22 protein-coding genes, 2 tRNA genes, 1 rRNA gene and 4 pseudogenes are annotated in these 24,151 nt (G+C 37.9%); 7 read left to right on the top strand and 22 right to left on the bottom strand.

Annotation, left to right across the window (positions count from 1 at the left end; genetic code table 11):
• Nucleotides 1-43: 43 nt before the first annotated feature.
• Complete coding sequence (gene groL, locus CWR48_RS04885; RefSeq protein ID WP_115771924.1) at nucleotides 44-1,675, bottom strand: chaperonin GroEL; 1,632 nt, start codon at nucleotides 1,673-1,675, stop codon at nucleotides 44-46.
• Nucleotides 1,676-1,726: 51 nt separating this feature from the next.
• On the bottom strand, nucleotides 1,727-2,011 hold the full coding sequence (groES, locus tag CWR48_RS04880; protein WP_115771922.1) for a co-chaperone GroES: 285 nt from the start codon (nucleotides 2,009-2,011) through the stop codon (nucleotides 1,727-1,729).
• 256 nt (nucleotides 2,012-2,267) lie between these two features.
• Here groES and CWR48_RS04875 point away from each other — a divergent pair, with 256 nt between their 5' ends.
• Nucleotides 2,268-2,972 carry a CPBP family intramembrane glutamic endopeptidase gene (locus tag CWR48_RS04875; RefSeq protein ID WP_115771919.1) on the top strand — a complete coding sequence of 235 codons (705 nt, stop codon included), beginning with the start codon at nucleotides 2,268-2,270 and terminating at the stop codon, nucleotides 2,970-2,972.
• Between the two features lie 42 nt (nucleotides 2,973-3,014).
• Here the strand turns inward: CWR48_RS04875 and CWR48_RS04870 are convergent, their stop codons facing one another.
• A complete protein-coding gene (locus CWR48_RS04870) occupies nucleotides 3,015-3,647 on the bottom strand; it encodes a redox-sensing transcriptional repressor Rex (protein WP_211316714.1) in 633 nt (210 codons plus the stop codon).
• 424 nt (nucleotides 3,648-4,071) lie between these two features.
• Between CWR48_RS04870 and CWR48_RS04865 the strand changes: the two genes are divergently transcribed.
• Both CWR48_RS04865 and CWR48_RS04860 read left to right on the top strand, forming a co-directional pair.
• Nucleotides 4,072-5,994, top strand: a complete 1,923-nt coding sequence (locus CWR48_RS04865; RefSeq protein WP_115771916.1) for an ABC-F family ATP-binding cassette domain-containing protein — start codon at nucleotides 4,072-4,074, stop codon at nucleotides 5,992-5,994.
• 189 nt (nucleotides 5,995-6,183) lie between these two features.
• Nucleotides 6,184-7,530: a hemolysin family protein gene (locus CWR48_RS04860; protein ID WP_115771915.1), complete on the top strand. Its 1,347-nt coding sequence runs from the start codon at nucleotides 6,184-6,186 to the stop codon at nucleotides 7,528-7,530.
• Nucleotides 7,531-7,846: 316 nt separating this feature from the next.
• On the opposite strand, the pseudogene CWR48_RS04855 reads toward CWR48_RS04860, so the two are convergent.
• The 7 genes and pseudogenes from CWR48_RS04855 to CWR48_RS04825 form a co-directional block, all read right to left on the bottom strand.
• A pseudogene (locus tag CWR48_RS04855) lies at nucleotides 7,847-7,933 on the bottom strand (carboxylesterase); the annotation flags it as partial.
• Nucleotides 7,934-7,963: 30 nt separating this feature from the next.
• A complete protein-coding gene (locus CWR48_RS04850) occupies nucleotides 7,964-8,950 on the bottom strand; it encodes a ring-cleaving dioxygenase (RefSeq protein ID WP_115771914.1) in 987 nt (328 codons plus the stop codon).
• Nucleotides 8,951-8,967: 17 nt separating this feature from the next.
• Entirely contained in the window at nucleotides 8,968-9,135 is a 168-nt protein-coding gene (locus CWR48_RS04845) for a BA3454 family stress response protein (RefSeq protein WP_245976726.1), read from the bottom strand.
• Nucleotides 9,136-9,155: 20 nt separating this feature from the next.
• Complete coding sequence (locus CWR48_RS04840) at nucleotides 9,156-10,085, bottom strand: ring-cleaving dioxygenase (protein WP_115771913.1); 930 nt, start codon at nucleotides 10,083-10,085, stop codon at nucleotides 9,156-9,158.
• A 12-nt stretch (nucleotides 10,086-10,097) separates the two neighbouring features.
• Nucleotides 10,098-10,705, bottom strand: a pseudogene (locus tag CWR48_RS04835) (flavin reductase family protein).
• A gap of 11 nt (nucleotides 10,706-10,716) precedes the next feature.
• A complete protein-coding gene (locus CWR48_RS04830; RefSeq protein ID WP_115771912.1) occupies nucleotides 10,717-11,655 on the bottom strand; it encodes a ring-cleaving dioxygenase in 939 nt (312 codons plus the stop codon).
• Nucleotides 11,656-11,688: 33 nt separating this feature from the next.
• The gene (locus CWR48_RS04825; RefSeq protein WP_115771911.1) at nucleotides 11,689-12,309 is read right to left on the bottom strand and encodes a nitroreductase family protein; all 621 of its coding nucleotides are present in this window, start codon (nucleotides 12,307-12,309) and stop codon (nucleotides 11,689-11,691) included.
• A gap of 690 nt (nucleotides 12,310-12,999) precedes the next feature.
• On the opposite strand from CWR48_RS04825, the pseudogene CWR48_RS04820 reads away from it, so the two are divergent.
• A pseudogene (locus CWR48_RS04820) lies at nucleotides 13,000-13,182 on the top strand (putative quinol monooxygenase); the annotation flags it as partial.
• A gap of 216 nt (nucleotides 13,183-13,398) precedes the next feature.
• Here CWR48_RS04820 and CWR48_RS04815 read toward each other — a convergent pair.
• The gene (locus CWR48_RS04815; protein ID WP_115771909.1) at nucleotides 13,399-14,853 is read right to left on the bottom strand and encodes a GMC oxidoreductase; all 1,455 of its coding nucleotides are present in this window, start codon (nucleotides 14,851-14,853) and stop codon (nucleotides 13,399-13,401) included.
• A 264-nt stretch (nucleotides 14,854-15,117) separates the two neighbouring features.
• Here CWR48_RS04815 and CWR48_RS04810 point away from each other — a divergent pair, with 264 nt between their 5' ends.
• The 3 genes and pseudogenes from CWR48_RS04810 to cdaS all read left to right on the top strand — a co-directional run bounded on the left by CWR48_RS04810 (nucleotide 15,118) and on the right by cdaS (nucleotide 16,981).
• Nucleotides 15,118-15,453: a 2Fe-2S iron-sulfur cluster-binding protein gene (locus CWR48_RS04810; RefSeq protein WP_115771908.1), complete on the top strand. Its 336-nt coding sequence runs from the start codon at nucleotides 15,118-15,120 to the stop codon at nucleotides 15,451-15,453.
• 309 nt (nucleotides 15,454-15,762) lie between these two features.
• A pseudogene (locus CWR48_RS04805) lies at nucleotides 15,763-16,231 on the top strand (glycosyl hydrolase family 18 protein); the annotation flags it as partial.
• 129 nt (nucleotides 16,232-16,360) lie between these two features.
• Nucleotides 16,361-16,981: a sporulation-specific diadenylate cyclase CdaS gene (gene cdaS, locus CWR48_RS04800; RefSeq protein WP_211316713.1), complete on the top strand. Its 621-nt coding sequence runs from the start codon at nucleotides 16,361-16,363 to the stop codon at nucleotides 16,979-16,981.
• A 110-nt stretch (nucleotides 16,982-17,091) separates the two neighbouring features.
• On the opposite strand, the gene spxA is transcribed toward cdaS, so the two are convergent.
• From spxA to rrf, 11 genes are all read right to left on the bottom strand, one after another.
• Nucleotides 17,092-17,487, bottom strand: coding sequence for a transcriptional regulator SpxA (gene spxA, locus CWR48_RS04795; RefSeq protein WP_115771907.1), 396 nt, complete (start codon nucleotides 17,485-17,487; stop codon nucleotides 17,092-17,094).
• A gap of 94 nt (nucleotides 17,488-17,581) precedes the next feature.
• Nucleotides 17,582-18,142, bottom strand: a complete 561-nt coding sequence (locus CWR48_RS04790) for an NADPH-dependent FMN reductase (RefSeq protein WP_115771906.1) — start codon at nucleotides 18,140-18,142, stop codon at nucleotides 17,582-17,584.
• A 489-nt stretch (nucleotides 18,143-18,631) separates the two neighbouring features.
• Complete coding sequence (locus tag CWR48_RS04785; RefSeq protein ID WP_115771905.1) at nucleotides 18,632-19,804, bottom strand: FtsW/RodA/SpoVE family cell cycle protein; 1,173 nt, start codon at nucleotides 19,802-19,804, stop codon at nucleotides 18,632-18,634.
• A 91-nt stretch (nucleotides 19,805-19,895) separates the two neighbouring features.
• Nucleotides 19,896-20,906 carry a tRNA (adenosine(37)-N6)-threonylcarbamoyltransferase complex transferase subunit TsaD gene (gene tsaD, locus CWR48_RS04780; protein ID WP_115771904.1) on the bottom strand — a complete coding sequence of 337 codons (1,011 nt, stop codon included), beginning with the start codon at nucleotides 20,904-20,906 and terminating at the stop codon, nucleotides 19,896-19,898.
• Nucleotides 20,906-21,352 carry a ribosomal protein S18-alanine N-acetyltransferase gene (gene rimI / locus CWR48_RS04775; protein WP_115771903.1) on the bottom strand — a complete coding sequence of 149 codons (447 nt, stop codon included), beginning with the start codon at nucleotides 21,350-21,352 and terminating at the stop codon, nucleotides 20,906-20,908. Before rimI ends, tsaD begins: the two co-directional genes overlap by 1 nt.
• Nucleotides 21,345-22,052, bottom strand: coding sequence for a tRNA (adenosine(37)-N6)-threonylcarbamoyltransferase complex dimerization subunit type 1 TsaB (gene tsaB / locus CWR48_RS04770; RefSeq protein ID WP_115771902.1), 708 nt, complete (start codon nucleotides 22,050-22,052; stop codon nucleotides 21,345-21,347). Before tsaB ends, rimI begins: the two co-directional genes overlap by 8 nt.
• Nucleotides 22,053-22,063: 11 nt before the next feature.
• Nucleotides 22,064-22,519, bottom strand: coding sequence for a tRNA (adenosine(37)-N6)-threonylcarbamoyltransferase complex ATPase subunit type 1 TsaE (gene tsaE, locus CWR48_RS04765; RefSeq protein WP_115771901.1), 456 nt, complete (start codon nucleotides 22,517-22,519; stop codon nucleotides 22,064-22,066).
• 4 nt (nucleotides 22,520-22,523) lie between these two features.
• A complete protein-coding gene (gene thiL, locus CWR48_RS04760) occupies nucleotides 22,524-23,492 on the bottom strand; it encodes a thiamine-phosphate kinase (protein WP_115771900.1) in 969 nt (322 codons plus the stop codon).
• 341 nt (nucleotides 23,493-23,833) lie between these two features.
• Nucleotides 23,834-23,910, bottom strand: a tRNA-Asp gene (locus CWR48_RS04755).
• A gap of 26 nt (nucleotides 23,911-23,936) precedes the next feature.
• Nucleotides 23,937-24,013 (bottom strand) — tRNA-Met (locus tag CWR48_RS04750).
• Nucleotides 24,014-24,061: 48 nt separating this feature from the next.
• Nucleotides 24,062-24,151: ribosomal RNA gene (gene rrf / locus CWR48_RS04745) — 5S ribosomal RNA — on the bottom strand; the annotation flags it as partial.

Genomic DNA, 24,151 nt, shown 5'->3' with positions numbered 1-24,151 from the left:
GAACGCTTATAAACGCTGTTATATCAACGTTTGTAGGCGCTTATTACATCATGCCGCCCATTCCACCCATTCCGCCCATATCAGGCATTCCGCCACCAGCGTTTTCTTCTGGTTTGTCAGCTACTACTGCTTCAGTAGTTAGGAACATTGCTGCTACAGATGCTGCGTTTTGAAGTGCAGAACGCGTTACTTTAGCAGGGTCAACGATTCCAGCTTCCACCATGTTTACATATTCGTTAAGCTCAGCGTTAAAGCCGATGCCAACTTTTTCGTGTTTTAGACGTTCTACAACGATAGAACCTTCTAATCCAGCATTTTCAGCGATTTGACGAACTGGTTCTTCGATTGCACGTAGAACGATGCTTACGCCTGTTGCTTCGTCGCCTGTTAGATTAAGTTCACTAACTTTTTGATAAACGTTTAGAAGTGCTGTACCACCACCAGCTACAATACCTTCTTCTACTGCAGCACGTGTTGAGTTAAGCGCATCTTCAATGCGTAATTTACGTTCTTTAAGTTCTGTTTCAGTTGCAGCACCAACTTTGATTACTGCTACACCGCCAGCTAATTTAGCAAGACGTTCTTGTAATTTTTCTTTATCGAATTCAGAAGTAGTTTCTTCAGCTTGTGCACGGATTTGTGAAACACGGCTAGCGATTGCTTCTGGATTGCCAACACCTTCAACAATTGTAGTAGCTTCTTTTGTTACAACAACTTTAGATGCGCTACCTAATTGTTCGATTGTTGTTGCTTTAAGATCTAATCCTAGTTCTTCAGTGATAACTTCTCCACCAGTAAGGATTGCGATATCTTCAAGCATTGCTTTACGACGATCACCGAATCCTGGTGCTTTAACAGCTACAGCGTTGAATGTTCCACGTAGTTTGTTTACAACTAATGTTGCAAGTGCTTCTCCTTCAACATCTTCAGCAATTAATAGAAGTGATTTACCTTGTTGAACAACTTGTTCTAACACTGGTAAAATTTCTTGGATATTTGCGATTTTCTTATCTGTAATTAAGATATATGGATTTTCAAGAACTGCTTCCATCTTATCTTGGTCTGTAACCATGTATGGTGAAGCATAGCCACGATCGAATTCCATACCTTCTACTACATCTAATTCTGTGTTGAAGCCTTTAGACTCTTCAATTGTAATGACACCATCACTACCAACTCGTTCCATAGCTTCTGCAATTAGTTGTCCAACTTCTTCATCAGATGCTGAGATTGCAGCAACTTGTGCGATTGATTCTTTGTTTTCAACTGGTTGTGAAATTGCATGCAACTCTTCAATTGCAGCTGCAACTGCTTTTTCAATCCCACGGCGAATGCCTACAGGGTTTGCACCAGATGTTACGTTTTTCAAACCTTCACGGATCATTGCTTGTGCAAGAACCGTTGCAGTTGTTGTACCGTCACCAGCAACATCATTTGTTTTTGATGCAACTTCAGATACAAGCTGTGCACCCATATTTTCGAATGGGTCTTCAAGTTCGATTTCTTTTGCAATCGTAACTCCATCATTTGTAATTAGTGGAGAACCGAATTTTTTATCTAAAACAACGTTACGACCTTTTGGCCCTAAAGTTACTTTTACTGCGTTTGCTAATGTATCCACACCGTTAAGCATTGCGCGGCGTGCATCTTCGTTAAACTTAATTTCTTTTGCCATAATAAGTATTCCTCCTTAAATTCTTATCTTAAGTATGTTTAAAAAAGCGTTTTATTGTATGACAGCCAAGATGTCATTTTCGCGAAGAATTAAGTATTCGTTACCTTCGTATTTCACTTCAGTACCAGCAAATTTAGAGTAAATGATGCGGTCTCCTTCAGAAACTTCAAGTGCTACTTTTTCTCCATTATCTAAAACTCGACCAGAACCTACTGCAACAACACGACCTTCTTGTGGTTTCTCTTGTGCAGAATCTGGAAGTACAATACCACTTGCCGTTTTTTCTTCTTGTTCCACAAGCTCGATAATAACTCGATCTCCTAGCGGTTTAATCATGTAAAAAAGCCTCCTTGATATCTTTCTAAATTTTAATTATTAGCACTCGAGGGTATCGAGTGCTAACTCCTATTATTATCATAATGAATTCATAAAAAAAATGCAAGCAATGTATCGTATTTTATTTCTCGCTGCTTTCTTACCCGCTAAAGAAAGACAGCTCTCCTTCTACATGTTAAAATATTTGTTATGTATTACTAAATATACGAAAAAATACATAGACTACATTACAAAGAAATAAAAGGAGTCGTTCTATTTGCCAAAACGATATTGGTACGTTATTTTAGCATACATAATCATGCAATATTCCGCATATATCGGGGCACCATTGTTCTATGCAATCCTGCCAGTCTCAGATATTGAAGCCTCGATTTACTGGACAGTATTTAGTTTCATTCTAGGTTTGATTATTGTCCTTTCCTTTATGAAACCTGATATGCAAATGCGAGCCGCACGAGATGCGTCTTCCGCTAGTAAAGTTATTACTTGGTCCATACTCGGCGTATTCATGGCCTACTTTGCCCAAGCATTTGCAGTAATATTAGAAACCTTTATATTTGATATTACTCCAGGTTCGGAAAACACCGCACAAATCATGGACCTATCTCGCGCAATCCCTATATTTGTTATTGTTCCAGCGCTTGTCGGACCTATCTTGGAGGAAATTATTTTCCGGAAGATTATCTTTGGAAGCTTCTATAAGAAGATGAATTTCTTCTTTGCTGCAATATTGTCAGCGCTCATCTTCGGCTTCATTCACCAAGAACCTGAGCACATCCTAATATATGCATCAATGGGATTTGTATTCGCGTTTTTATATGTAAGAACAAAGCGGATCATCACACCGATTATCGTACATATGTCAATGAATACACTTACGATCATCGCGCAATATTCATTAACACCCGAACAAATTCAACAACAGTTGGACCAGCTGCAATTAATTCTTATTGGTCTGTAAAAGTAAAAAGAAGTAACACGAATGTTAACGTGTTACTTCTTTTTACTCTCCTAATGGGTAATGCTTCAGGAAATAAACGAGCGATTGCAATTCTACAGCTAAATCGATATGATGCACCCGAATACGTTCTGGTACGGAGATTCTAGCTGGTGTGAAATTAAGGATACCCTCAATCCCCTCTTTAACAAGTACTTCAGTAATTGTTTCCGCTTCGGTTGCAGGTACAGTCAGGATTGCAACTCTAATTCCCTCTAATTTCTCATGCAATTCATCGATATGATAAATTGGAACCCCACCAATATTTGTCCCAGCCTTCTCCGGATTTGCATCAAATCCTTTGGTAATTCTAATATTATTATTTTTTAAGAAGCTATAATTTAAAAACGCTGTCCCTAAGTTACCGACACCGATCAACGCGACCTCTGTTGTTTCATTTTGGTCTAACGTACTGCGGAAAAATCCAAGTAAGTACTCAACATTATAACCATATCCTTTTTTTCCTAATGCACCAAAGTAGGAGAAGTCTCTGCGAATCGTTGCTGAATCCACTTTCACTGCTTCACTTAGTTCCTTCGAAGAAACACGATTCTTCCCTTGTTGATTTAAATTATTTAAAAAACGATAATATAATGGCAGTCGCTTAGCTGTTGCCTGTGGAATCTTGTTTTGTTCCATATTTATCCTCTTTTCACTACAATGATCAAGTTAATTATATATTACCTATAGTTTACCAGATATCAAGTAAATAGTCGTGATAAATTTCACAAATGAATTTCGTGTATAATGAACAAAAGCGGAAGCTCCCGTTTGAGCTGTGTACGGACTGCGCCCCGCAGGAAGTGGGGTGGTTCGACGTTGCCACAGGAAGTGGCGAACTTAGTCGAACTTCCTCCAGATCGCTGAGATAAAGGAAACACGATGAGCGTAAGCGAATCGATGTTGACTTAGATTACGGAGGTGAGGGAAGTCTCGTTAACGCTTAAGCACTGGATCTGGACGTGGCCTTTCTTGCCATTGGAGTTGAAATAGAAAATTTTTTATACTTTCCTATTGTATAATTACAGTATTAAAAGAAATAGAATTTGATGGGGTGGACGTTTTGATACTAATGCAAATTAATGAGCTATCAAAATCCTTCGGTGTGGAAGAGATTTTGGCAAATATAAAAATAGAAGTAAAAGATAATGACCGTATCGCCATTGTTGGTAGAAACGGTGCAGGGAAATCAACGTTATTAAAGATTATGGCTGGAGAGCTTTCTTATGATGATGGCGATATATTCAAACCAAAAGACCTCACCTTAGGCTATTTATCGCAGCATATGGAGCTTGAATCGGGGAATTCCATCTGGGATGAAATGCTGGAAGTGTTTAAGGATCTGGAGTTGCAAGAGCAGGAGCTACGTAAGCTTGAGAAACAAATGGAGGAAGCGACTAATTTACCGGAGGCCGAATATAATAAGCTATTGCAGAGCTATGATAATCTACAGCATGCATTTCAAACGAATGGCGGTTATCAATACGAGTCCGATATTAAGTCTGTCCTTACTGGATTAAATTTCCAGAATTATGACTATAGCACACCAATTGTCGAACTTAGCGGTGGGCAGAAGACACGGCTTGCATTAGGGAAATTATTATTACAAAAGCCGCAGCTGCTTATTCTCGATGAACCTACCAACCATTTGGACATTGATACACTTTCATGGCTAGAAAATTACTTAGTTAACTATCCTGGGGCAGTTGTGATTGTTTCACATGACCGCTACTTTTTAGATAAAACTATTTCGATTGTTTACGAAATTTCCCGACATAAAACAAGGAAGTATCATGGCACATACAGCAAGTTTTTAGAGCAAAAAGCACTGGACTACGAACAAGAATTAAAGGAATTCGAGCAACAGCAATCTGAAATTAAGAAGTTGGAAGACTTTGTCCAGCGAAATATTGTTCGCGCTTCAACAACAAAGCGTGCGCAAAGTAGAAGAAAACAATTGGAAAAAATGGACAAGCTTGATCGACCATTAGGCGATGAATCTTCCGCATCCTTTGCGTTTCAAATCAATCGTCGCAGTGGAAATGATGTGCTCAAGATAGAGAATCTGGCTGTTCGTTACGATGATGAGAGTGATACATTATTTCAAAATGTGAAGCTTCATGTCAATCGAGGAGAACGTATTGCCCTTGTTGGTCCAAATGGTGTCGGAAAAACAACATTATTAAAAGCAATCATGGGCAGATTAATACCAACGAACGGGACCATTCATTTAGGAACAAACGTACAAATTGGTTATTACGATCAGGAGCAAGCGGATTTATCGTCATCGAAAACAATCCTGCAAGAGCTATGGGATGACTATCCAACGATAAATGAGAAGGACATCCGAACCGTTTTAGGGAACTTCTTATTTACTGGTGATGATGTCTTAAAACCTGTCCAAACATTAAGTGGTGGAGAAAAGGCAAGACTAGCACTTGCCAAATTGATGATGCAAAAGGCAAACCTGCTTATACTGGACGAACCGACAAACCATTTGGACATTGACAGTAAAGAAGTGTTAGAGGCAGCATTGAATGAGTTTCCTGGTACGATTATCTTCGTATCCCATGACCGTTATTTCATTAATAAAATTACCGACCAAGTTGCAGAAATGCAGCGTGATGGGATCACGATCTATTTAGGAGATTATGATTATTATTTAGAGAAGAAAGAAGAAGAAGCCGAACTGCATCGTTTACAGCAAAGTGAGAAAGCTATTGTTAAAGAAGAAAAGAAAAAGCATAGTTTTAAAGAAGAGAAACAGTTGCAAAGTGAAAAGCGGAAGAAACAACGCCACATCACCGAGATTGAAGAGAGAATCGAACAGCTTGAATCAGAAGTTACGAAAATTGAAGAGAAAATGGCGGAACCAGAAGTTTATCAGGACCATGAAAAGTCACTTGAATTAAACCAGCAATTAGGCGCTATGAATTTGGAGATTGAACGGCTAATGGAAGAATGGACGGTTCTTCAAGAGTATTAAAATTGTATCGTAAGAAGGAATTCCGTATAATTTAAGATGTGAGACGTATTTTGCCGTATAATAAACGTAAGGCTTTTATTTTTTGGAGGTTAGGCAAGTGTAAAACAATCGGTATGCTATAGTGACATGTACTAAATTGTATAACGTTTCCAATCAAGGCGATTGGAAATTTATGGAGGGTTATAATAATTGGCGATAGCAATCATAACACTTATTGTGCTTATTCTAATTAATGCTTTCTTTGCAGCATCAGAAATGGCATTAGTTGGAATGAATGATACAAAAGTGCAAAAAATGGCGGAAGATGGCGATAAGAAGGCAATCATGATTTACAATCTTATTTCCGAACCAAGCCGCTTCCTTAGCACAATTCAAATAGGGATTACATTGGCAGGATTTTTATCAAGTGCGTTCGCAGCAGATTTCTTTGCTGGACCACTAGCAACAGGTTTAGCGAATATTGGTGTTCCATTAGAAGTCAACGTACTCAATACGATTTCCGTAGTTGTGATTACGTTAGTTCTATCTTACTTCACACTCGTTTTCGGGGAGCTTATTCCGAAACAAATTGCGATCCAAAAAACAGAGAAAATAGCAAACTTTGTCGCAAAACCGCTGACATTTCTGTTCAAGCTCTTCTTACCTTTAGTTAAGCTTCTAACCTTTTCAACGAATACGGTTGTTCGTATGTTCGGAATTGATCCGAACGCACATAGTGAGGAAGCAACGGAAGAAGAAATCAGAATGCTTGTTGATGTTGGTGGTGAAAGAGGTACCATTAACATTGCAGAGAAGCTAATGATCAATAATATCTTTGAATTCAATGATAAAGATGTTTCCGATATTATCACACATCGAACCGATATGTCTGTTTTATCGATTGATGCGTCATTAAAAGAAACCGTTGAGATGGTAAACGAATTTAAATATACAAGATTCCCGATTTATGAAGGGGATATCGATAATATTATTGGTGTTCTTCATGTCAAAGACTTACTTCCGTTTATCAATAGTAAACAAGAAGGAAACTTCAGCTTGAAAAACTTAATCCGCAAACCATATTTTGTTCTTGAATCACAAACGATTGATGTGCTGTTCGCCGATATGCAAAAGAATAACGCACATATCGCAATTGTACTCGATGAATATGGTGGTACAGAAGGATTAGTTACGATAGAGGATGTCATCGAGGAAATTGTTGGCGAGATCTTCAGTGAAAGCGATGGTCCCGAAGAAAAGGAAATCATTCAGATTGCTCCGAACCAATACTCTGTTGAAGGTATTGCCCATCTCTTTGAACTTCAGGACATGATCAACATGGATTTTCCTACGGAGGACTTCGATACGGTAAGTGGTTTCCTAATCGGCGAGATCGGCTATATTCCAACAAAAGAAGAACGCCCAGTAATCACGTATAAAAATCTCGTCTTCGAAGTAACCGAAGTCGCAGAGAACCGAATCGAGAAAGTAATCCTAACAATCGATGGTAATATAGAAGAGAATCATTTGAACGAAGAAACAGAGGAAAAGCAGTAAGGTATTTAAAATAATATTAAAAGCCTAGGGAACGGTGCCGTTCCCTAGGCTTTCTTCATTTAGGACATTGATAAATTCTAATTTAAATACGGTTTGTTATTTTCCCAAAGCAACCAATTAGTTGTTTTAACTAGTTCATTAGACAACTTCCCAATACTTTCAATAGTAACCGTAACTTCGTCTTCAGGAATCCCTGAAAAAATTATATTTTCAAGTTTAAGACTTATATATTTTGAAAAATACTAATACTACTAATAATAACAAATCATATCTTTGTATTTGCTTTTGTCTTGTTTCTCCATCTACATGGCACTCATAGGAGATCCTGTTCTGTTCCCCCAGTTCCATGTAATAATAACGTCGATTTTGCTGAATCATTTCCTTTTTGAAAAATATGTTTCAACGTCATCCCTCCTAATAAAATATAAAGTGATTAGTCTTCGTACTCTTTTTTAAATTCCTTCATACTTCTGACTGTATCTATAGGTCTTACCAATTTTTCAATTTCTTCTCTTTTTTCCTCAAAGAATGGCGGTAATGATAATTTTTCGCCTAGTGTTTCATATGGCTCATCGCCCATAAATCCAGGACCGTCCGTTGCCAATTCAAATAAAACTCCTGGAGCAATATTTGCGTATAATGAACCGAAGTAATAACGCTCAACATAACCCGAATTTGGTACACGGAATGATTGATATCTCTCCATCCACTCATCTAGAACTGCGCGATTTTCCACACGGAATGCTGCATGGTGCACCGTTCCATATCCTTGGCGAGCACGAGGAAGTACGGAATTATATTCAACAATAACTTGAGCTCCATTTCCTCCTTCGCCCATTTGAAACAAATGATAAGAATCCTCTTTATCTACTTCTTTAAATAAGAAAACCTCTTCCAATACAGCTTTAAAATAATCAAAGTTCGAAACACGCACGAAGACTGGTCCTAATCCTGTGATAGCATACTCTAAAGGAATTGGTCCCTTTTGCCATGGAGTACCAGCAGCAACACCTTTATTATTCTCATCAGAAATTAATTGGTATTGTTGATCATCAAAGTCGACAAAGTTAAGTACCCTCTTCCCAAATCGCGCTTTGATTCCTGTATGTTTTACGTTTAAACGATTAAACCGTTTTACCCAGTAGTCTAACGCAGCATCATCAGGAACACGGAAAGAGGTTTTTGAGATTTCATCTGTTCCATGTACCCCTTTTGGAATTCCAGGAAAATCAAAGAATGTCATATCTGTGCCTGGGCTACCTACATCATCTGTAAAATATAAGTGGTAGGTTTGAATGTCATCCTGGTTAACGGTTTTCTTTGCTAAGCGTAAGCCTAATGTATACGTATAAAATTCATAAATCTTTTCTGCACTGCTTGTTATTGCGGTAACGTGGTGTACTCCTTTTAATTGATCCATTTTTTATTCCTCCAATGTTAATTTAAACTTTCTTTTTTTAACCATTGTTGTCTGACTTGACTTTTGGCTAAATAGATTATTCTTTTCTTCGTTTCCCCTTTGTCTACTAAAACATTTGTTTGATAGATATTTCCGTTATAAGGTATTTTAACGGTTACCTCTACCATTTGATTCGTGTTACTCATGATATCTCCCCTCTTTCCCCCTAATGAACTTTAATTTGAGGCAAAGTCTCTTCAAACTCTTTCCTTTTTGATTCCAGCCAAGGTGGGAGCATTAGCTTTTCTCCCAGTTCTTCAGGTTTTTCATCTACTGCAAATCCTGGTAAGTCTGTTGCTATTTCAAAAAGAATTCCTCCTGGTTCATAAAAATAAATAGCTTTAAAATAATTTCGTTCTTTTATTTCAGTAGGTTTATAGCCCTTTTCTTCCAATAACTTTCTCCACTTTTCATGTTCTTCATCATCCTTCGCTCTCCATGCGATATGATGAATTGTTCCTGCACCAGCAAGACCGCGAGCAGAAGGAGTGATTTTTATATCAATCATATTTCCAAGAGAACCACTGGTTTTGTAGCGTAAGTAACCACTTTCTTCTCGAATGAATTCCATGCCAAAGATACTTTCCAATACTTCTACCGTAAGATTTGGCTGTGCAGAATACAAAATAGCTCCAGCAAATCCTGTAATTGCATGCTCTGCTTTGATTTCATCTGTTTCCCATTTACTGTTTTGTTCTTCTTCTCTTTCTACTAACTCAATTTGCAATCCATCTGGATCTTGAAACTGAACATACTCTTCTTCAAAACGAGTAGCAATCGTATAAGGAATCGAATATTGATTTAATCGATCAATCCAAAAACTGCTTGCCCCTTTTGGTATCACATAACTGGTCGTCCCGACTTGACCAGTTCCTATACGCCCTTTAGGTAGTTTTTGCCATGGAAAAAAGGTAATGACGGTACCTGGATTCCCTGCTTCATTTCCAAAATATAAGTGATACACTTCAGGTCGGTCAAAATTAACTGTTTTTTTCACAAGTCGTAAGCCCATCAGCTTTGCATAGAAATCGAAATTTACCTGTGGATCATTCACAATCGCTGTTATATGATGAATTCCTGATGTTTTTGGCATCATTAAGCCTCCAATCTATTTTGGTCTCTCAATGGAAAATACGTCACCAATTTCCGCATAATTAGAGCCAGCTAATCGACTCACTGCGCCAAGAGTGTCGTGATTTATTCTTCCACTATCATATACCTCTTCATCTATGTGGAGTCGAATAACCTTTCCAATTAGGAGGTCCGCTCCAACGGAATTATCTTGACCTAATTGGATGGAATGTTCCAATGTGCATTCGAATCGAACTTTCGCTTCTTTTATACCTGGAACCGAAACTTTTTCACTTTCAACAAGTGTTAAGTTGGCTTTTGAATTTCACTTATGTGTGGTGGTAAGGAAGCCGCTGTAATATTTATTTTTTCAACATTTTGTTCATCCACGATGTGAACAACAAATTCTTTTTTTCTCATAATGTTTCGTGCTGTATCTTTTAATTCTCCATTTTTACGCTGGACAGAAACGGAAACCATCGGTGGATTTGATGTAACTATATTGAAATAACTAAATGGTGCACCATTTATCGTTCCATCTTCAGCAACACTTGTTACAAATGCAATTGTTCTAGGAACAATACTCCCGATAAGCAATTTATAATTTTCACGTTCTGTATTGTTTGTTGGGTCAGAAGAAAGCATGAACCCCCTCCTTATTTATCCAAATTTCTTACTTCTATTGGAATCAATGTTTTATTCAATTGCTCCCGATATTGTTCATATTGTAATGGCAGTTTTAATGCTTGACCCATTGTTTCATAGGATTCATCATGAGCAAACCCTGGTGGATCAGTTGCGATTTCAAATAATATTTCGCCATGCTCTCTGAAATAAATAGCATTGAAATAGTTTCTATCTTGAACTGCTGTGACTCCATAGCCATTTTCACTTACATAGTTTTGCCAATCTAATTGATCTTCGTCGTCTTCTGCACGCCATGCAATATGATGAACTGTTCCTACTCCCATTTCTCCACGTCCAATTGGAGCTCGTTTTACATCGATAACATTTCCAATATCACCATAGGATTTGAAGCGGATTAAATCCTTTTCTTCTGCTAATTTCTCTAGACCCATTACTGTTTCAAGTGTTTCCTGTGTCTTCTCTGGGTTAGTGGATAATAGTATTGCCCCACCAAAGCCTTTAATCGCAACTTCTGGTGTAACATCACCATTTGTCCAATTGTTTTGTTCGCCTTCTTCTCTTTCCACAAGCTCTAGTTGTAAGCCGTGAACATCTGCAAATTCTAAATAGGATTCACCAAATCGTTCTGATTTATTAAACTGAATGTTAAATCCTTCTAATCTCTTTTCCCAGAAGTCCATAGAACCAACCGGAATAATATAGGTGGTGACTCCTACTTGACCACCGCCCATTTTCCCTTGGTATGCCCCAGCCCATGGGAAGAAGGTAATAATGGTACCTGGTTTTCCCCCGTCATTACCGAAGTATAGATGATACGTACCTGGATCGTCGAAATTAATTGTTTTTTTAACTAAGCGTAACCCTAAGACCCCTGCATAAAAGTCTACATTTTCCTGTGGGTGACCAACAATTGCTGTAATATGGTGAATACCTGCTGTTTTCTTCATTTAAATTCTCTCCTTTATATCATCTTTTTAGTTTTAGATAAACGTTATAAACTCCTCAACCGGTTTACGATATCCTCTTGGCCTTCTGCTCTCTACTTTTTCCTTGCCGATAGTTATCATCATTACTGGCTCATATTGTTCAGTTATTCCTAATATCCTTTTAACTTCATCCGAATCATACCCTATCATCGGACAAGTATCCCAGCCTTTGTTCTTTGCTGCCAGCATAAACATCATTGCCGAAAGAGAACCATTTCGAATTGCCTCATCATGCTGAAAGCTTTCGCCTCGATTGAGATATAATGATGTGACATCTTCCACCTGATAATCATATTCCTGTTTATTTATAATCCCTAACATCAATAGTCCCTCATAAATTTTTGCTGCGTCTTTATAGGCATGCTTATCACCTGTAACGATAATGACAGCTGAAGATGAATGTACTTTGTATTGGCCATTTGCAGCCTGTCTTAATTTTTCTTTTACTTCTGGATTCGTCACTACAAAATAATTTGCATGCTGCAGATTAAAAGCAGTTGGTCCTAGTTTTACCATTTCAAAGATTTCATTTAGCTCTTTTCGGCTAATCATGTTATTCGGCAAAAAATTACTTGCTGATCGTCTTTCTTTAACAACCCTTTCAAATTCAGACAATTCGCTCTCCTCCTTGATTTGAAGATGCAATACATAAATTAGTGGGTTATTCTGTCTTTTATTTTAAGAACTCATTAATAACGGATTTTAGTATTAATTAAAATATACTTAATTAAATTATCTTTAATTAAGTATATTATTGCATGTAATTTATTCGATGTCAACTATTCAATTCAATCTTTTACAAAGATTCATTAGAACCTCATTTCTGCCTGAATAGAAAACAAATAAATATGACTAACGATTGGATGTTCGAAACATTACAGTAGGTAGTCCTACTTGTAAATCTCAGTTATACAGCATTACACAAAATCTATTCAATTTTTCCGCTATAATAAAATGGATATATATGTGAGAGGAGTTCATACTTTTGAACAATAATAAACACGATCAAACTAATTGATCTAGTGTTCAAGTGATCTCCGTGCAGCTAATAAGCTGAGGACCCTTAGAGATCATCGAAAAGGAATAAGTCGTCGCAAATTGCCAAAGAAGTGAGCCTGGCCTGTTCAACGGTTCAAAGAATTGTTACTAATTTGGAACAAGATAGATTCGTTGTAGTAGATTCTGCTAACAGGGGTTTTCGACTCCCCCTTAAATTGCAAGTTGCATCCCCTATCCACCGTGAATTAAGAGAAGAAATTAGGCACCATCCTCTTGGGAGGATGATGCCCAGGTAAAGAAGCTGGATGTATAACGTATACACTTCATGAAGATATCAATGATCCGACCATCCTTACTATGCTCGAAGAGTGGGTGGACGAAGAGGCTTTAAATCAACATAATAAAAGTGAACATGTTATAAAAATCGTTCCAGAGCTTAGAAAACTTCGAGAAAGTACAGAAATCAACATTTATAGAGAATTAAAATAATTTTTATATTCTCGTTTCAAAATTTGATTGTAGGAAATAAATAGTTTACTCCATTAAAGGACGAGTTTGTCGCATATCAAAGCCTAATTTCTCATTAATAATGCAGAGAAATTAGGCTTTTTTCCGTTCATTAAATTTTTAGATTTCCGACTATTATTTTGAGTTATCCCTTGATTTCAACTAATTATCATTCTATGAATATTTATCTTCCTATTACTATCTTGAATGACGAACAATATGATCCGCTACCCGAATTGCTAAAGCAGTGTTAGAAAGTACTGGTCCTGCTGAGGTTAAGCTTGGAAGTGCGCTATTATCTGCAACATAAAGACCTTGAACTCCATGTATTTGGCCATTACGATTTGTCGCTGAAGTATTAGGATTATTACCCATTCTACATGTGCACGCCTCATGCATATCTGCTCCTGGTGGACGCAGAACTAAACCAGATTCATCTAGAGTGACGCCCATCGCTCTTGCAGATTCTCTTATCCCTTGTTCAACTTTTTGGGCTGTTTGACGGTCCTTTTCACTTAAAGAGTATTGAACCTGTTGCAATGGGACTCCGTACTCATCTTGCCTTGATTCAAGGTATACACGATTTTCTGGTCTGGATTCCACTCTTCCAAAGGCTGCGAAGGCAATCATCAACTGATCTCCTAACACTTTATCTTCGAATTGCGAGTAAGACCAATATTGGTCCGGACCAAGAATCTGAATTTGATAAGGATCGTCTTCTGTTTCGAATTTTAAAATTGATAAATTTCCTAGTCGGTCAGAAAACTGCTCCCGGCTGATTGTTCCAACTGCAATCATAGATACATGCCCCGTTAAATAACGTCCAATTGCTGGTTCCTGAATCCCTGAATTCAATAAGATACGTGGAGTTTCTAAAGTACTCGCTGATACTACAACATTTTTTGCACGAATCGTATAATTTGATTTCGTCTCTGTATCGATTACCTGGACACCAGCTGCTCTTTTTCCATTCGGAGTAGTATCCACCTTATGAACAAAAGCATTTACAGCAAGATCATATGGACGGTCTAACTGGCCCCTTGCCAGTGAATTAACTGAACTATACCACGCATTTGAATGGACTTCACCTTGTCTGGAAGGGGACAAATCAAGGGCAAGTGGCATATTTTGAGCTTCCAAAATCCCCGCACCATGGAGCCTCATTAACATCTGTTCGTTCAATGAAGAACCTTTTGGCCAATCTGTTGTGACATGTAATAAGTCCTCAGCCATTCGATAGTAAACATCTAGCTCTCTGCGATTAATCGGCCATTTTCTCAATTCTTCTTCAATCGGTCGCGGTGTTGCTGCATTCCAAAACAACGACCTTCCCCCAAGAGCATAGACCATCGTGGCTCCAGAAAATTGAGGAAGGCGCTGACCGATAGGAGTGGAGTTTTCAGGAACAAGTACATCCCGTGAGGTATTTACATTTTGTGTAGGTATATTTTGTGCATGGGAATGAAATAATTTATCTCCCTTTTCAAGAATAGCGATCTTTTTTGCCCCTTGATCTTTCCACAACTGACAAAGTCTCTGTAATACAGCACCACCACCAGGACCACTTCCAACAATGACCACATCGTATTCTGTGTTTGCTATTTCAGAAATTGGTTTCGTATTAATCCAATTATTCTTGTATCTTATAACCATTGAAGCACCCCCTTCCACATAAATGCTATATCAACTAATGTTATGCAGGAATGCTTATCCATTATGCCAGGGGCTAAAAAGATATATTCCATTCCTTAATTCATCTTTAAGCTCATTTCAGAACGATTTAACATTTTATGTTTATTTGTGCCAGGGAAGACGAAACTAAATAAAGAACTTTCTAAAATTGATTGTGAATTAACGGAGAGTAAGACCGTACTGATGGAAGTTTCATTTTATAAATTTTATATAAGGAGGTATAAAATGCCTTACGTAACAGTATTTGATCGAGGAACCTTTGAAGTAGAAACGGGAAGAAAGTTAGTTTTAGCATTGGAGGAAAATGGTATTAATATTCTTCACCGCTGCGGAGGAAGGGCAAAATGTACGACTTGCAGAGTAGAAGTGTTAGCAGGTGATTTTTTTGATGTAACCAATAAAGAAAAAACAGCCTTTGCGAATAAAGGAATTGATGATCAATTATACGAAGATTGTTTGCGATTATCTTGTCAAATTATTGTAAATGGAGATATTACCGTTAATCCAATCATGACTGTGGAGAACACTGGAAAGAATGCCGGCCCCAGGCCAGCTGACTAAAAATGGACCCTACATTCTATTCAGTGGAGTATTGGTAAATTCACAAGATCAAAATTAAAAAGTTGCCATAATATTTGTTAGGTGTTATTAATTTAGGCTGTTTTCGTAAATTTTGTTGCTTTTGGGCAGTTTTTTCAGAAAGGAAAACGCTAATTTGGTAAATTCATTTACCTATCCGCGTTTTCCTTTCTGAAAATGTCACGCTAATGCGTGACAAGGCAAGCATCCGCTTGCCTAACTGCCCGAAAGCAAAGAGCAACAACCCTTGAGAAAAGCGCCTTAATTTAAAAGGTAAAATTAGGATTGATAAATATCCCTTTGTATGCAGGTTATGACTACGGAGCTATTGGATTCGTAGTGGATCTTATGTTCATTATGGCCTATGATTGGCACTATATGGCGAGTGAACCTGGTTCAGTAGCACCAATTAGTGAAGTAAGAAATACAATCGAGTTTGCATTGAAAAATATGGATAGCAGCAAAATAGTCCTCGGTATCCCATTATACGGTTACAACTGGATACTGCCGTATAGTCCAGAAGTTTTAGCAACTGCAATCTCCAATCAAAATGCAATTTATCTAGCAATGAACTACAGTGGACCGATCAATTACTCGGCAGTAGATGAGGCTCCTAATTTTTACTATGTGGATGAAACGGGACAGTGTCCATGTTATCTGGTTTGAAGACACCCGAAGTATTGCTGCAAAGATGCAGTTAGTCCGTGAATATCAACTTCAAAGAATAGGAGCTTGGCAGGTCGGTCTTGGTTTCTCTTAGGGACCATGGCTTTTAACCAAGTTATTAATATCAGAAAGGTAACATAAAACATATCTGCAGTATACGATTTAAGGTACCTGGAGATAGTAAAGGAATAAGTAACAGCTAGTAAATGTAGGAAGTGATCACATGGTTATGGAGCCTGGGCTAACCGAGCCTATGAGAAAACAAATAAAAAGTAATTTACGTCAGGTAACAGTTGAAGTCGAAGAGTTGCTCAAAACAGTGGATAATAATGATTGTCGTATTCTCAGTGAATTTGAACACGTTCACGATGTACTTAGTGAACTCCAAAAAACAGCTGCTTCTCATTATTTAAATGCTTATTTATCTCCCTTTACTGATTCGTATCAGGCATTTTCCACTGCTATTCAGCATTTTTCGGAACGAAAACACGGTGCATTGATGGCAATACAGCGAAAAGATCCAGTAGAACCCTTAATACATTCAGGTACTCCTATTTTAGCGAACGTGTCATATGCATTGCTAGAATCTATATTTTATCCTGGTAATATTCTACACGACGGTGCAGTGTTGATAAAAGAAAATACTATAGTCTCTGCAGGAAATGTTCTGCCTTTATCCCGACAGGATTCAAAAGGAAAAAAACTTGGAACGAGGCATAGGGCCGCGGTTGGTTTATCAGAAAAGAGCGATGCCATTGTATTGGTAGTATCCGAGGAAACTGGAAGAGCTTCTTTTGCTTTAGATGGTACTTTATATCCTATCCACCCAGGCGGACTAATTTAATATTGTTTTTTTAGATTAGATACACTTAAATAACCTGATTTGATCTAGGATGCTCCTATGTAGTGAACACATAGGAGCATCATATACTTTTGGCTTATAGCAATATATATTTAATTAATCGACTTTTGAGCTTCAAATAGATGAAATGTCCGAACAGATCGAGGTAGAAACATGCTGATTTCTTCCTCGTTATATCCTACTTGCAATCGTTTTTCATCAATCATAATTGGCCTTTTTAAAAGTCCAGGGTTTTCTTGAATCAAAGGATACAAATCTTTCATTGGCAACTCATTAATATCAACATCCAGTTCCTGAAATACTTTTGAACGCATTGAAATAATTTCTTCGGTTCCCTCTTCAGTTAATCGTAATATTTCTTTTATTTCATCTAACGAAATTGCCTCGGAAAATATATTTCGTTCTATATACGGTATTTCGTTCTCTTGAAACCAGGCTTTCGCCTTTCTGCAGGATGTACAACTTGGTGTTACAAAAAGGGTTACCATCAAATCACCTCAATTTCTTTTTTAAGAAACTACACATATTATATATCAAAGGCTTCTATGCATTGGGCATAGAAGCCAAATTTTTTACGCCAAATTATCCTCTTACTGTTTTTAATGCTTGACTCCAAGCTATAACTTGATCAAACATTCCGTTTGCATTATCTTTATGGTAATCAGCAGGTTTGAATACGCTCATATTTTCAAAGTCCGTTATTAATGAGAATGTTACTGCTGTGCGCACTGTTGCCACTTGAAGTTCTGCTAGAATAAGACGTAGATTTTCGTGTGCACGAGTACCACCCAAACTACCATAACCTACAAAACCAGCTGCCTTATTATTTAATTCTGGATTTAAGAAATCAAGCGCGTTTTTCAATGCTCCGCCTACTGCATGGTTATATTCTGGCGATACAAAAATGTATCCGTCGAACGAAGCCATTTTGTCAGACCAAGCTTTGATAGTTGTTTCTGCATCTGCTTGTTGCGTTTCTGGAAGAGCCGCACCAAGTAAAGGCAATTTGTAATCAACTAAATCCACGATCTCGTATTCTACATCATCATTACGTTTTAAAGCAAAATCATATGTCCAGTTTGTTACTGCTTCTCCATTGCGTCCTTGACGCACACTACCTAAAACGATTCCTATTTTTAACATGTTAAATTCCTCCTAATTTTTATATAAGTTTTCCATATTTATTTAAGTTTACCTATTTGAATATATTGGCTCGCGTTTCCTAAATATTACCAGTAAATCAACTCCTAAATTTATTACATGAATATGGGCTTGTAGTGAAATACACTTAATTAATGTATTACTAATTAGAAGTATTATCGAAAAAAATAATAACTAAAATTATATTTAATTAAATATATATTAATTAAATATAATTTTAAACTAAACCCTATCACTTGTCAATAAGTCTTGTTTCAAATAATTACTGTATCAAAAGCAATCTTTTGATACGTAATTGCGCGTAATCTGTTAATCCATCCGTCTGCGAAGATTACCGTACAAATATTCGGTGACAAGTTATATTTTAAATTCTTCACTATGGTTGACCATAAAAACACCCCCGAAAGTTAGATCTTCTATTCTAACTTCCAGGGGTCGGCACAGAGTGAAATAATCTTATTGGCATTTTTCCTATTTAAATAGATAATCATTCTGAATCGTATACTCAACTGCAATTCGGTAAATAATCCCTAAGCCAAGCATCGTCGACATGACTGAACTCCCACCATAACTAATTAACAACAATGGAATACCAGTAATCGGCATAATACCAATCGTCATTCCGATATTTTGAAACACATGAACGAGAATTAAGCTAAGGAATCCAAAACAGAAATAAGAACCAAATGGCGAGTGCTGAAAGACATTTAATCCCAATGTAACGAGTTTATATAACAACATAAAGTATAAAAAGATTACAAACGCACTACCAACAAAGCCAAAGCTCTCACCAATAACAGAATAGATAAAATCGGAATGTGCCTCCGGATAGTATACCTCAATGCCTTTCAGACCTTTTCCAAAGAGCTGTCCAGATCCTAATCCCATAATGGCACGATCAAAGTGATAGCTTGCATTGCTCGTTTGTTGCGCGGGGTCAAACCAAGTCATAATTCGATCGATTTGGTATGCACTACCCTTACCGACAATTTCCTTCGCTAAATCCGGAAATTTTACAATAAATCCTAGAACCGCTCCGCCCGCTGCACCCACTATACCAATCAAACTTAAGATTATCTTCCAGCTAATCCCGGAGAAGATAATCATCATCCCGGCAATGAATAGATACACCATGGATGTACCAAAGTCGGCCTGTTGCATTATTAGTAAAATAGGGAGTGCTACAACTACTAGGATTTTAATAAGCAATATTGTGTCTGTTTTTAATGTATTTAATTCAAATTTTGACCGATGCTTGGCAATTACCCTGCTCATATAGAGTATTGTCGTTATTTTTGCAAATTCAGCTGGTTGTAACGACAAGCCTGGCAGTGTGAACCAACTCTTCGCACCGTTTACAGGTTTCGCGAATGTATCGGGAGTAACTAGTAGAATTGCTAGTACTAAAAGCCCGGCGATATACGCATAAATACTTACCTTATATAATTGCTCTAAATCAAAAAATTGTATTGCCGCAACGAAGCATATACCAATCGTAAAGAAAATGGTTTGCCTCAATACAAAGTTTTCATTGTATTGTCCAAATTGCTGCGCATTATAAATAGCTAGTAAACTAACACAAACAAATAAGATAAACAATATAATCAAATCTGTTTGCATATAATAGGATTGCTTCTTGTTCAATGTGTATCACCAAATTTCTTTTCAGACTTCTTTTATCAATACAATATGCTACCCTAACTTATCCACATACATATTCACACATAAATTGCCTTTATTTCAATAACAAGGAAGGGTTAGCATTTAAGTCTAAACCAGAACGTCTTCCTTGTTCATAGGCAATTGTTCCTGCTGCAGCAATCATCGCAGCATTATCTGTGCAAAGCTTCAGTGGTGGTATCAATAATGGAATATCGGTTTCAGAGAATTTAGCTTGCAATCCTGCTCTTAAACCCTTATTCGCTGCTACACCGCCAGCAACTATCACTTGCTTCACATTAAATTCCTTCGCAGCACGAAGGGTTTTTGTTGTAAGCACATCAACTACACTTGCTTGGAAGCTTGCAGCAATATCTTCTGGCTTAAGCGTCTCTCCGCGTTGTTTCGCATTATGAATTTTATTAATAACCGCAGACTTTAACCCACTAAAGCTAAAATCATAGCTACCATCTTCTAGCCATGCTCTCGGAAAAGCAATCGTTTCTTCACCTATTGCTGCTAGTCGGTCAATATGCGGCCCACCTGGATATGGCAAATCAAGCATCCTTGCGACCTTATCATACGCTTCGCCAGCTGCATCATCGCGTGTTTCACCGATTAACTCATAGGAACCATGCTCTTTCATTAAAACAAGTTCCGTATGCCCACCTGAAACGATTAAAGCTAGGAGTGGGAAGGTAAATTCCTTTTCCAAACGGTTAGCATAAATATGGCCTGCAATATGATGAACACCAACTAACGGTTTCTGTTTTGCAAATGCCAATGCCTTTGCAGCATTTACTCCGACAAGTAATGCACCAACAAGTCCTGGTCCCTCTGTAACGGTGATCGCATCAATTTGATCCCAACCCATGTCTGCCTCTTGTAATGCTTCTTCAAGCACAATGGTTATTTGTTCAACATGATGTCTTGACGCAATTTCTGGCACGACTCCACCAAAACGTTTATGGCTCTCGATTTGCGATGCAACCACATTGGAAACAATCTCTGTTCCATTTTTCACAATTGAAGCAGCTGTTTCATCACAGCTTGTTTCAATTCCTAATATTATTGTATCTTTTTTCATTATAAGTTCACCCACATTACAATAGCATCTTCTTGATTATCTGTATAATAGTTTTTTCGAATACCACCGGGAATAAGTCCAAACTTTCGGTACATGGACTGGGCAATACGATTGGATACACGTACTTCGAGTGACAAATGTCTGACACCCATTTGCATCGATGTTTGAATCACGTATTGAAATAACATCTCTCCAAATTTATAACCGCGATATTCCGGCATAATTGCGATATTCGTTATCTGTGCATCATCAATAACAATCCACGTGCCTGCATAGCCAACAATGCGGGCATTCACTTCAATTACAAAGTAATGGGCGAAGTTATTATCGACAATTTCTTGATAAAAAATATCAGTTGTCCATGGTGTTGCAAAGGAAGCCTTCTCCACTTCCACTACATGTTCAACATCGTTAATTTCCATTTTTCGTATCAATACTTTATCCATTTTGTTCATTATCCTTTTGTGCCTTCAACCAATTTGCTTCAGCTTCCGCTAAGCGTAAGTAATTAGGTGTTAGCGTGTGCGTAGGATCTGCTGCTCTATTAAGACCTGCAAGTCCAAGGAATCCCGGTCTAGCAATATGAAAAGGTCCTTCAGGGATTACGGCTAGATCACCTAAAGCATTGATAATGGTCTCTTTGTATACAGCAATATCTGGACTTAGGAATAGTACTCTTCGTTTCTCATCAACCAGTTTTGCTAATACTTCCTCCATCGAAATGTTCTTTTCTTTATAAATAGGTGTAAGATTATCCACCAGCGATTCATAAACTCCCGTAAAGACCATACCTCGACGTGCATCAAAGAATGGACAAATAACCCCATCAAAAAACCTTCCTTGATATGCAAGTACTTCTAGACTAGATACACCAACAATCGGAATATCTAGCGCCCATGCTAATGATTTTGCAGTAGACATGCCAATTCGCACCCCAGTATAGGAACCTGGTCCTTTGGCAACGACGATTTTGTTCAATTCATCTGGAGTAAGGCCAACCTCATTCATCAGTTGATTTATTGCCGGCATCAGCCTGACAGAATGGTTTTTCGCAATATTTGTAACTACTTCTCCTATGATTTGCTCGTCCTTTAGTATTGCTACGCCCAATACTTGATTTGATGTATCGATTGCAAGTAAATTCATTCACGTAACTCCTAACTCAATAATTCATTTATTACCATTTCAAAATGCTCGCTTGTTGAAGTGAGTTCCAATTCACGTTGATTTTCACCAATATAGTTAATTCTAATATTTAAACGGTCCTCTGGTAGAAACTCCTCAATAAATTTCGCCCATTCAATAACCGTTACACCACTTCCATGAAAATATTCTTCCAGCCCAATATCCTCTTCGGAATTTTCCAGACGGTATGCATCGATATGATAAAATGGTAGCCTGCCCAAATATTCCTTGACTATCGTGAAGGTTGGGCTGCTTACCGTACGTTCTACCCCTAAACCTTTTGCTAATCCTTTAGTAAACGTCGTTTTACCTGCACCCAATTCGCCTTCTAGCGTAACCACATCACCAGCTTGAAGTAACTTCGCTAATTTTTCTCCTAATGCCGTTGTTTCTTCAACTGTTTCTGCTTTTATCTGGTGTTTATTCATAAAGTCACCTACTTAAATGATTATATCCTTTTTTCTCTAATCGTTCCTCTTTATTATCTATTTTTAATAGGACATGTCCCTTATAGCCTCCAGTTACACGCCCTATTTTACTTACCCTAGTATTGGTCTTTTCTGCAATTCGTTTTACTTCTTCCCAGTCTTGCTCTCGAACTGTTCCTAATAACTCAAAATCCTCTCCACCAAAATATTTCCATTGGTGCTGAAGTTGTTTAGGAAACTGTACAAAATCCGAACTAATCGGAATCTCTTCATCATTTAACGCAATCGTCACATTTGAAGCCTCAGCAATTTCATTTGTCTCACTCGCAACCCCATCACTAATGTCATTTAAAGCAATCCGAGATAGCCCCTTCAAACCTAATGCAAACGGAATTCTTGGCTCTGGCATGCGATGGCGGTCAATAAAATAATTTGAATTTCGATATTCACCCTGATTGGTCAATATATGTAAACCAGCCTGTGAATCACCTAATGTTCCCGTAACAAATACCACATCGCCGACACTAGCATCACTACGGTAACGTGCTTTCCCCTTGTCTGCACGGCCAATTACGGTAATCGAAAGGATTAAACTTTCTCCACTTACCGTATCACCACCAATGAGATCCATCTGATACTTCTTGGCGAGCTCCTTCATACCAGCGTATATTGCCGATAGTTCTTTCATCTCCCAAGATTGGGGAATCACAATCGAAACAAGATAAAAGGCAGGCTCCGCTCCCATTGCTGCCAAATCACTAATATTCGCTGCAAGGGCGCGATAGCCAACATGAAAAGGCTGCATCGTTTCTTTGGAAAAATGAACACCTTCAACAAATGTATCGATGCAAGTTACAAACGATTTGCCAGCTTCTGAACTAAATACAGCACCATCATCACCAATACCTCGTATCAAGGACGGCTGCATATATGCTTCTTGTTTAATTGAATCAATAAATCCAAATTCATCCATTATATTCTAATCCCCATTTTCTACTAACGACTACCACTAATGATAGCAAAAAGACCGAGAAAAGGAAAAAGTTTAAGTGAAATATCGTCACTTTCGCAAAAATACCTCTGATATTTTCAGATTGACAGGACAGGCCGTCAATCTTCATTTCAAATTGAGTTACAGCATATTTCAACTACTAACTACTTTTCGTTATTAGAAAACAAAGGTTTAACCAAGCCCTTCGTTGACGGCCTTAGTTGCACTTATTTAGTTTTTAAAACATTATTTATATAAATTAAAAAACACACGATTCTCATATAAGAAATCCTGTGTAGATATCATTGCTATTTTATTTTAAATGGCGGTCCGGACGGGACTCGAACCCGCGACCTCCTGCGTGACAGGCAGGCATTCTAACCAACTGAACTACCGGACCATAAACCTTGTTTTAGATAAAGTAATTGGTTGCGGGGGCAGGATTTGAACCTACGACCTTTGGGTTATGAGCCCAACGAGCTACCAGACTGCTCCACCCCGCGATAATAAAAATATTAAATTGTTTCTGATCCAAAATAGAACAATTTATTGCCTGGCGGCGTCCTACTCTTGCAGGGACAAAGTCCCAACTACCATCGGCGCTGAAGAGCTTAACTACTGTGTTCGGGATGGGAACAGGT

The sequence above is a fragment of the Oceanobacillus arenosus genome (assembly GCF_003369575.1).
GTDB lineage: Bacteria > Bacillota > Bacilli > Bacillales > Amphibacillaceae > Oceanobacillus > Oceanobacillus arenosus.
The sequence above is the reverse complement of the archived record's forward strand: the minus strand, read 5'-3'. Positions and strand labels throughout refer to the sequence as shown.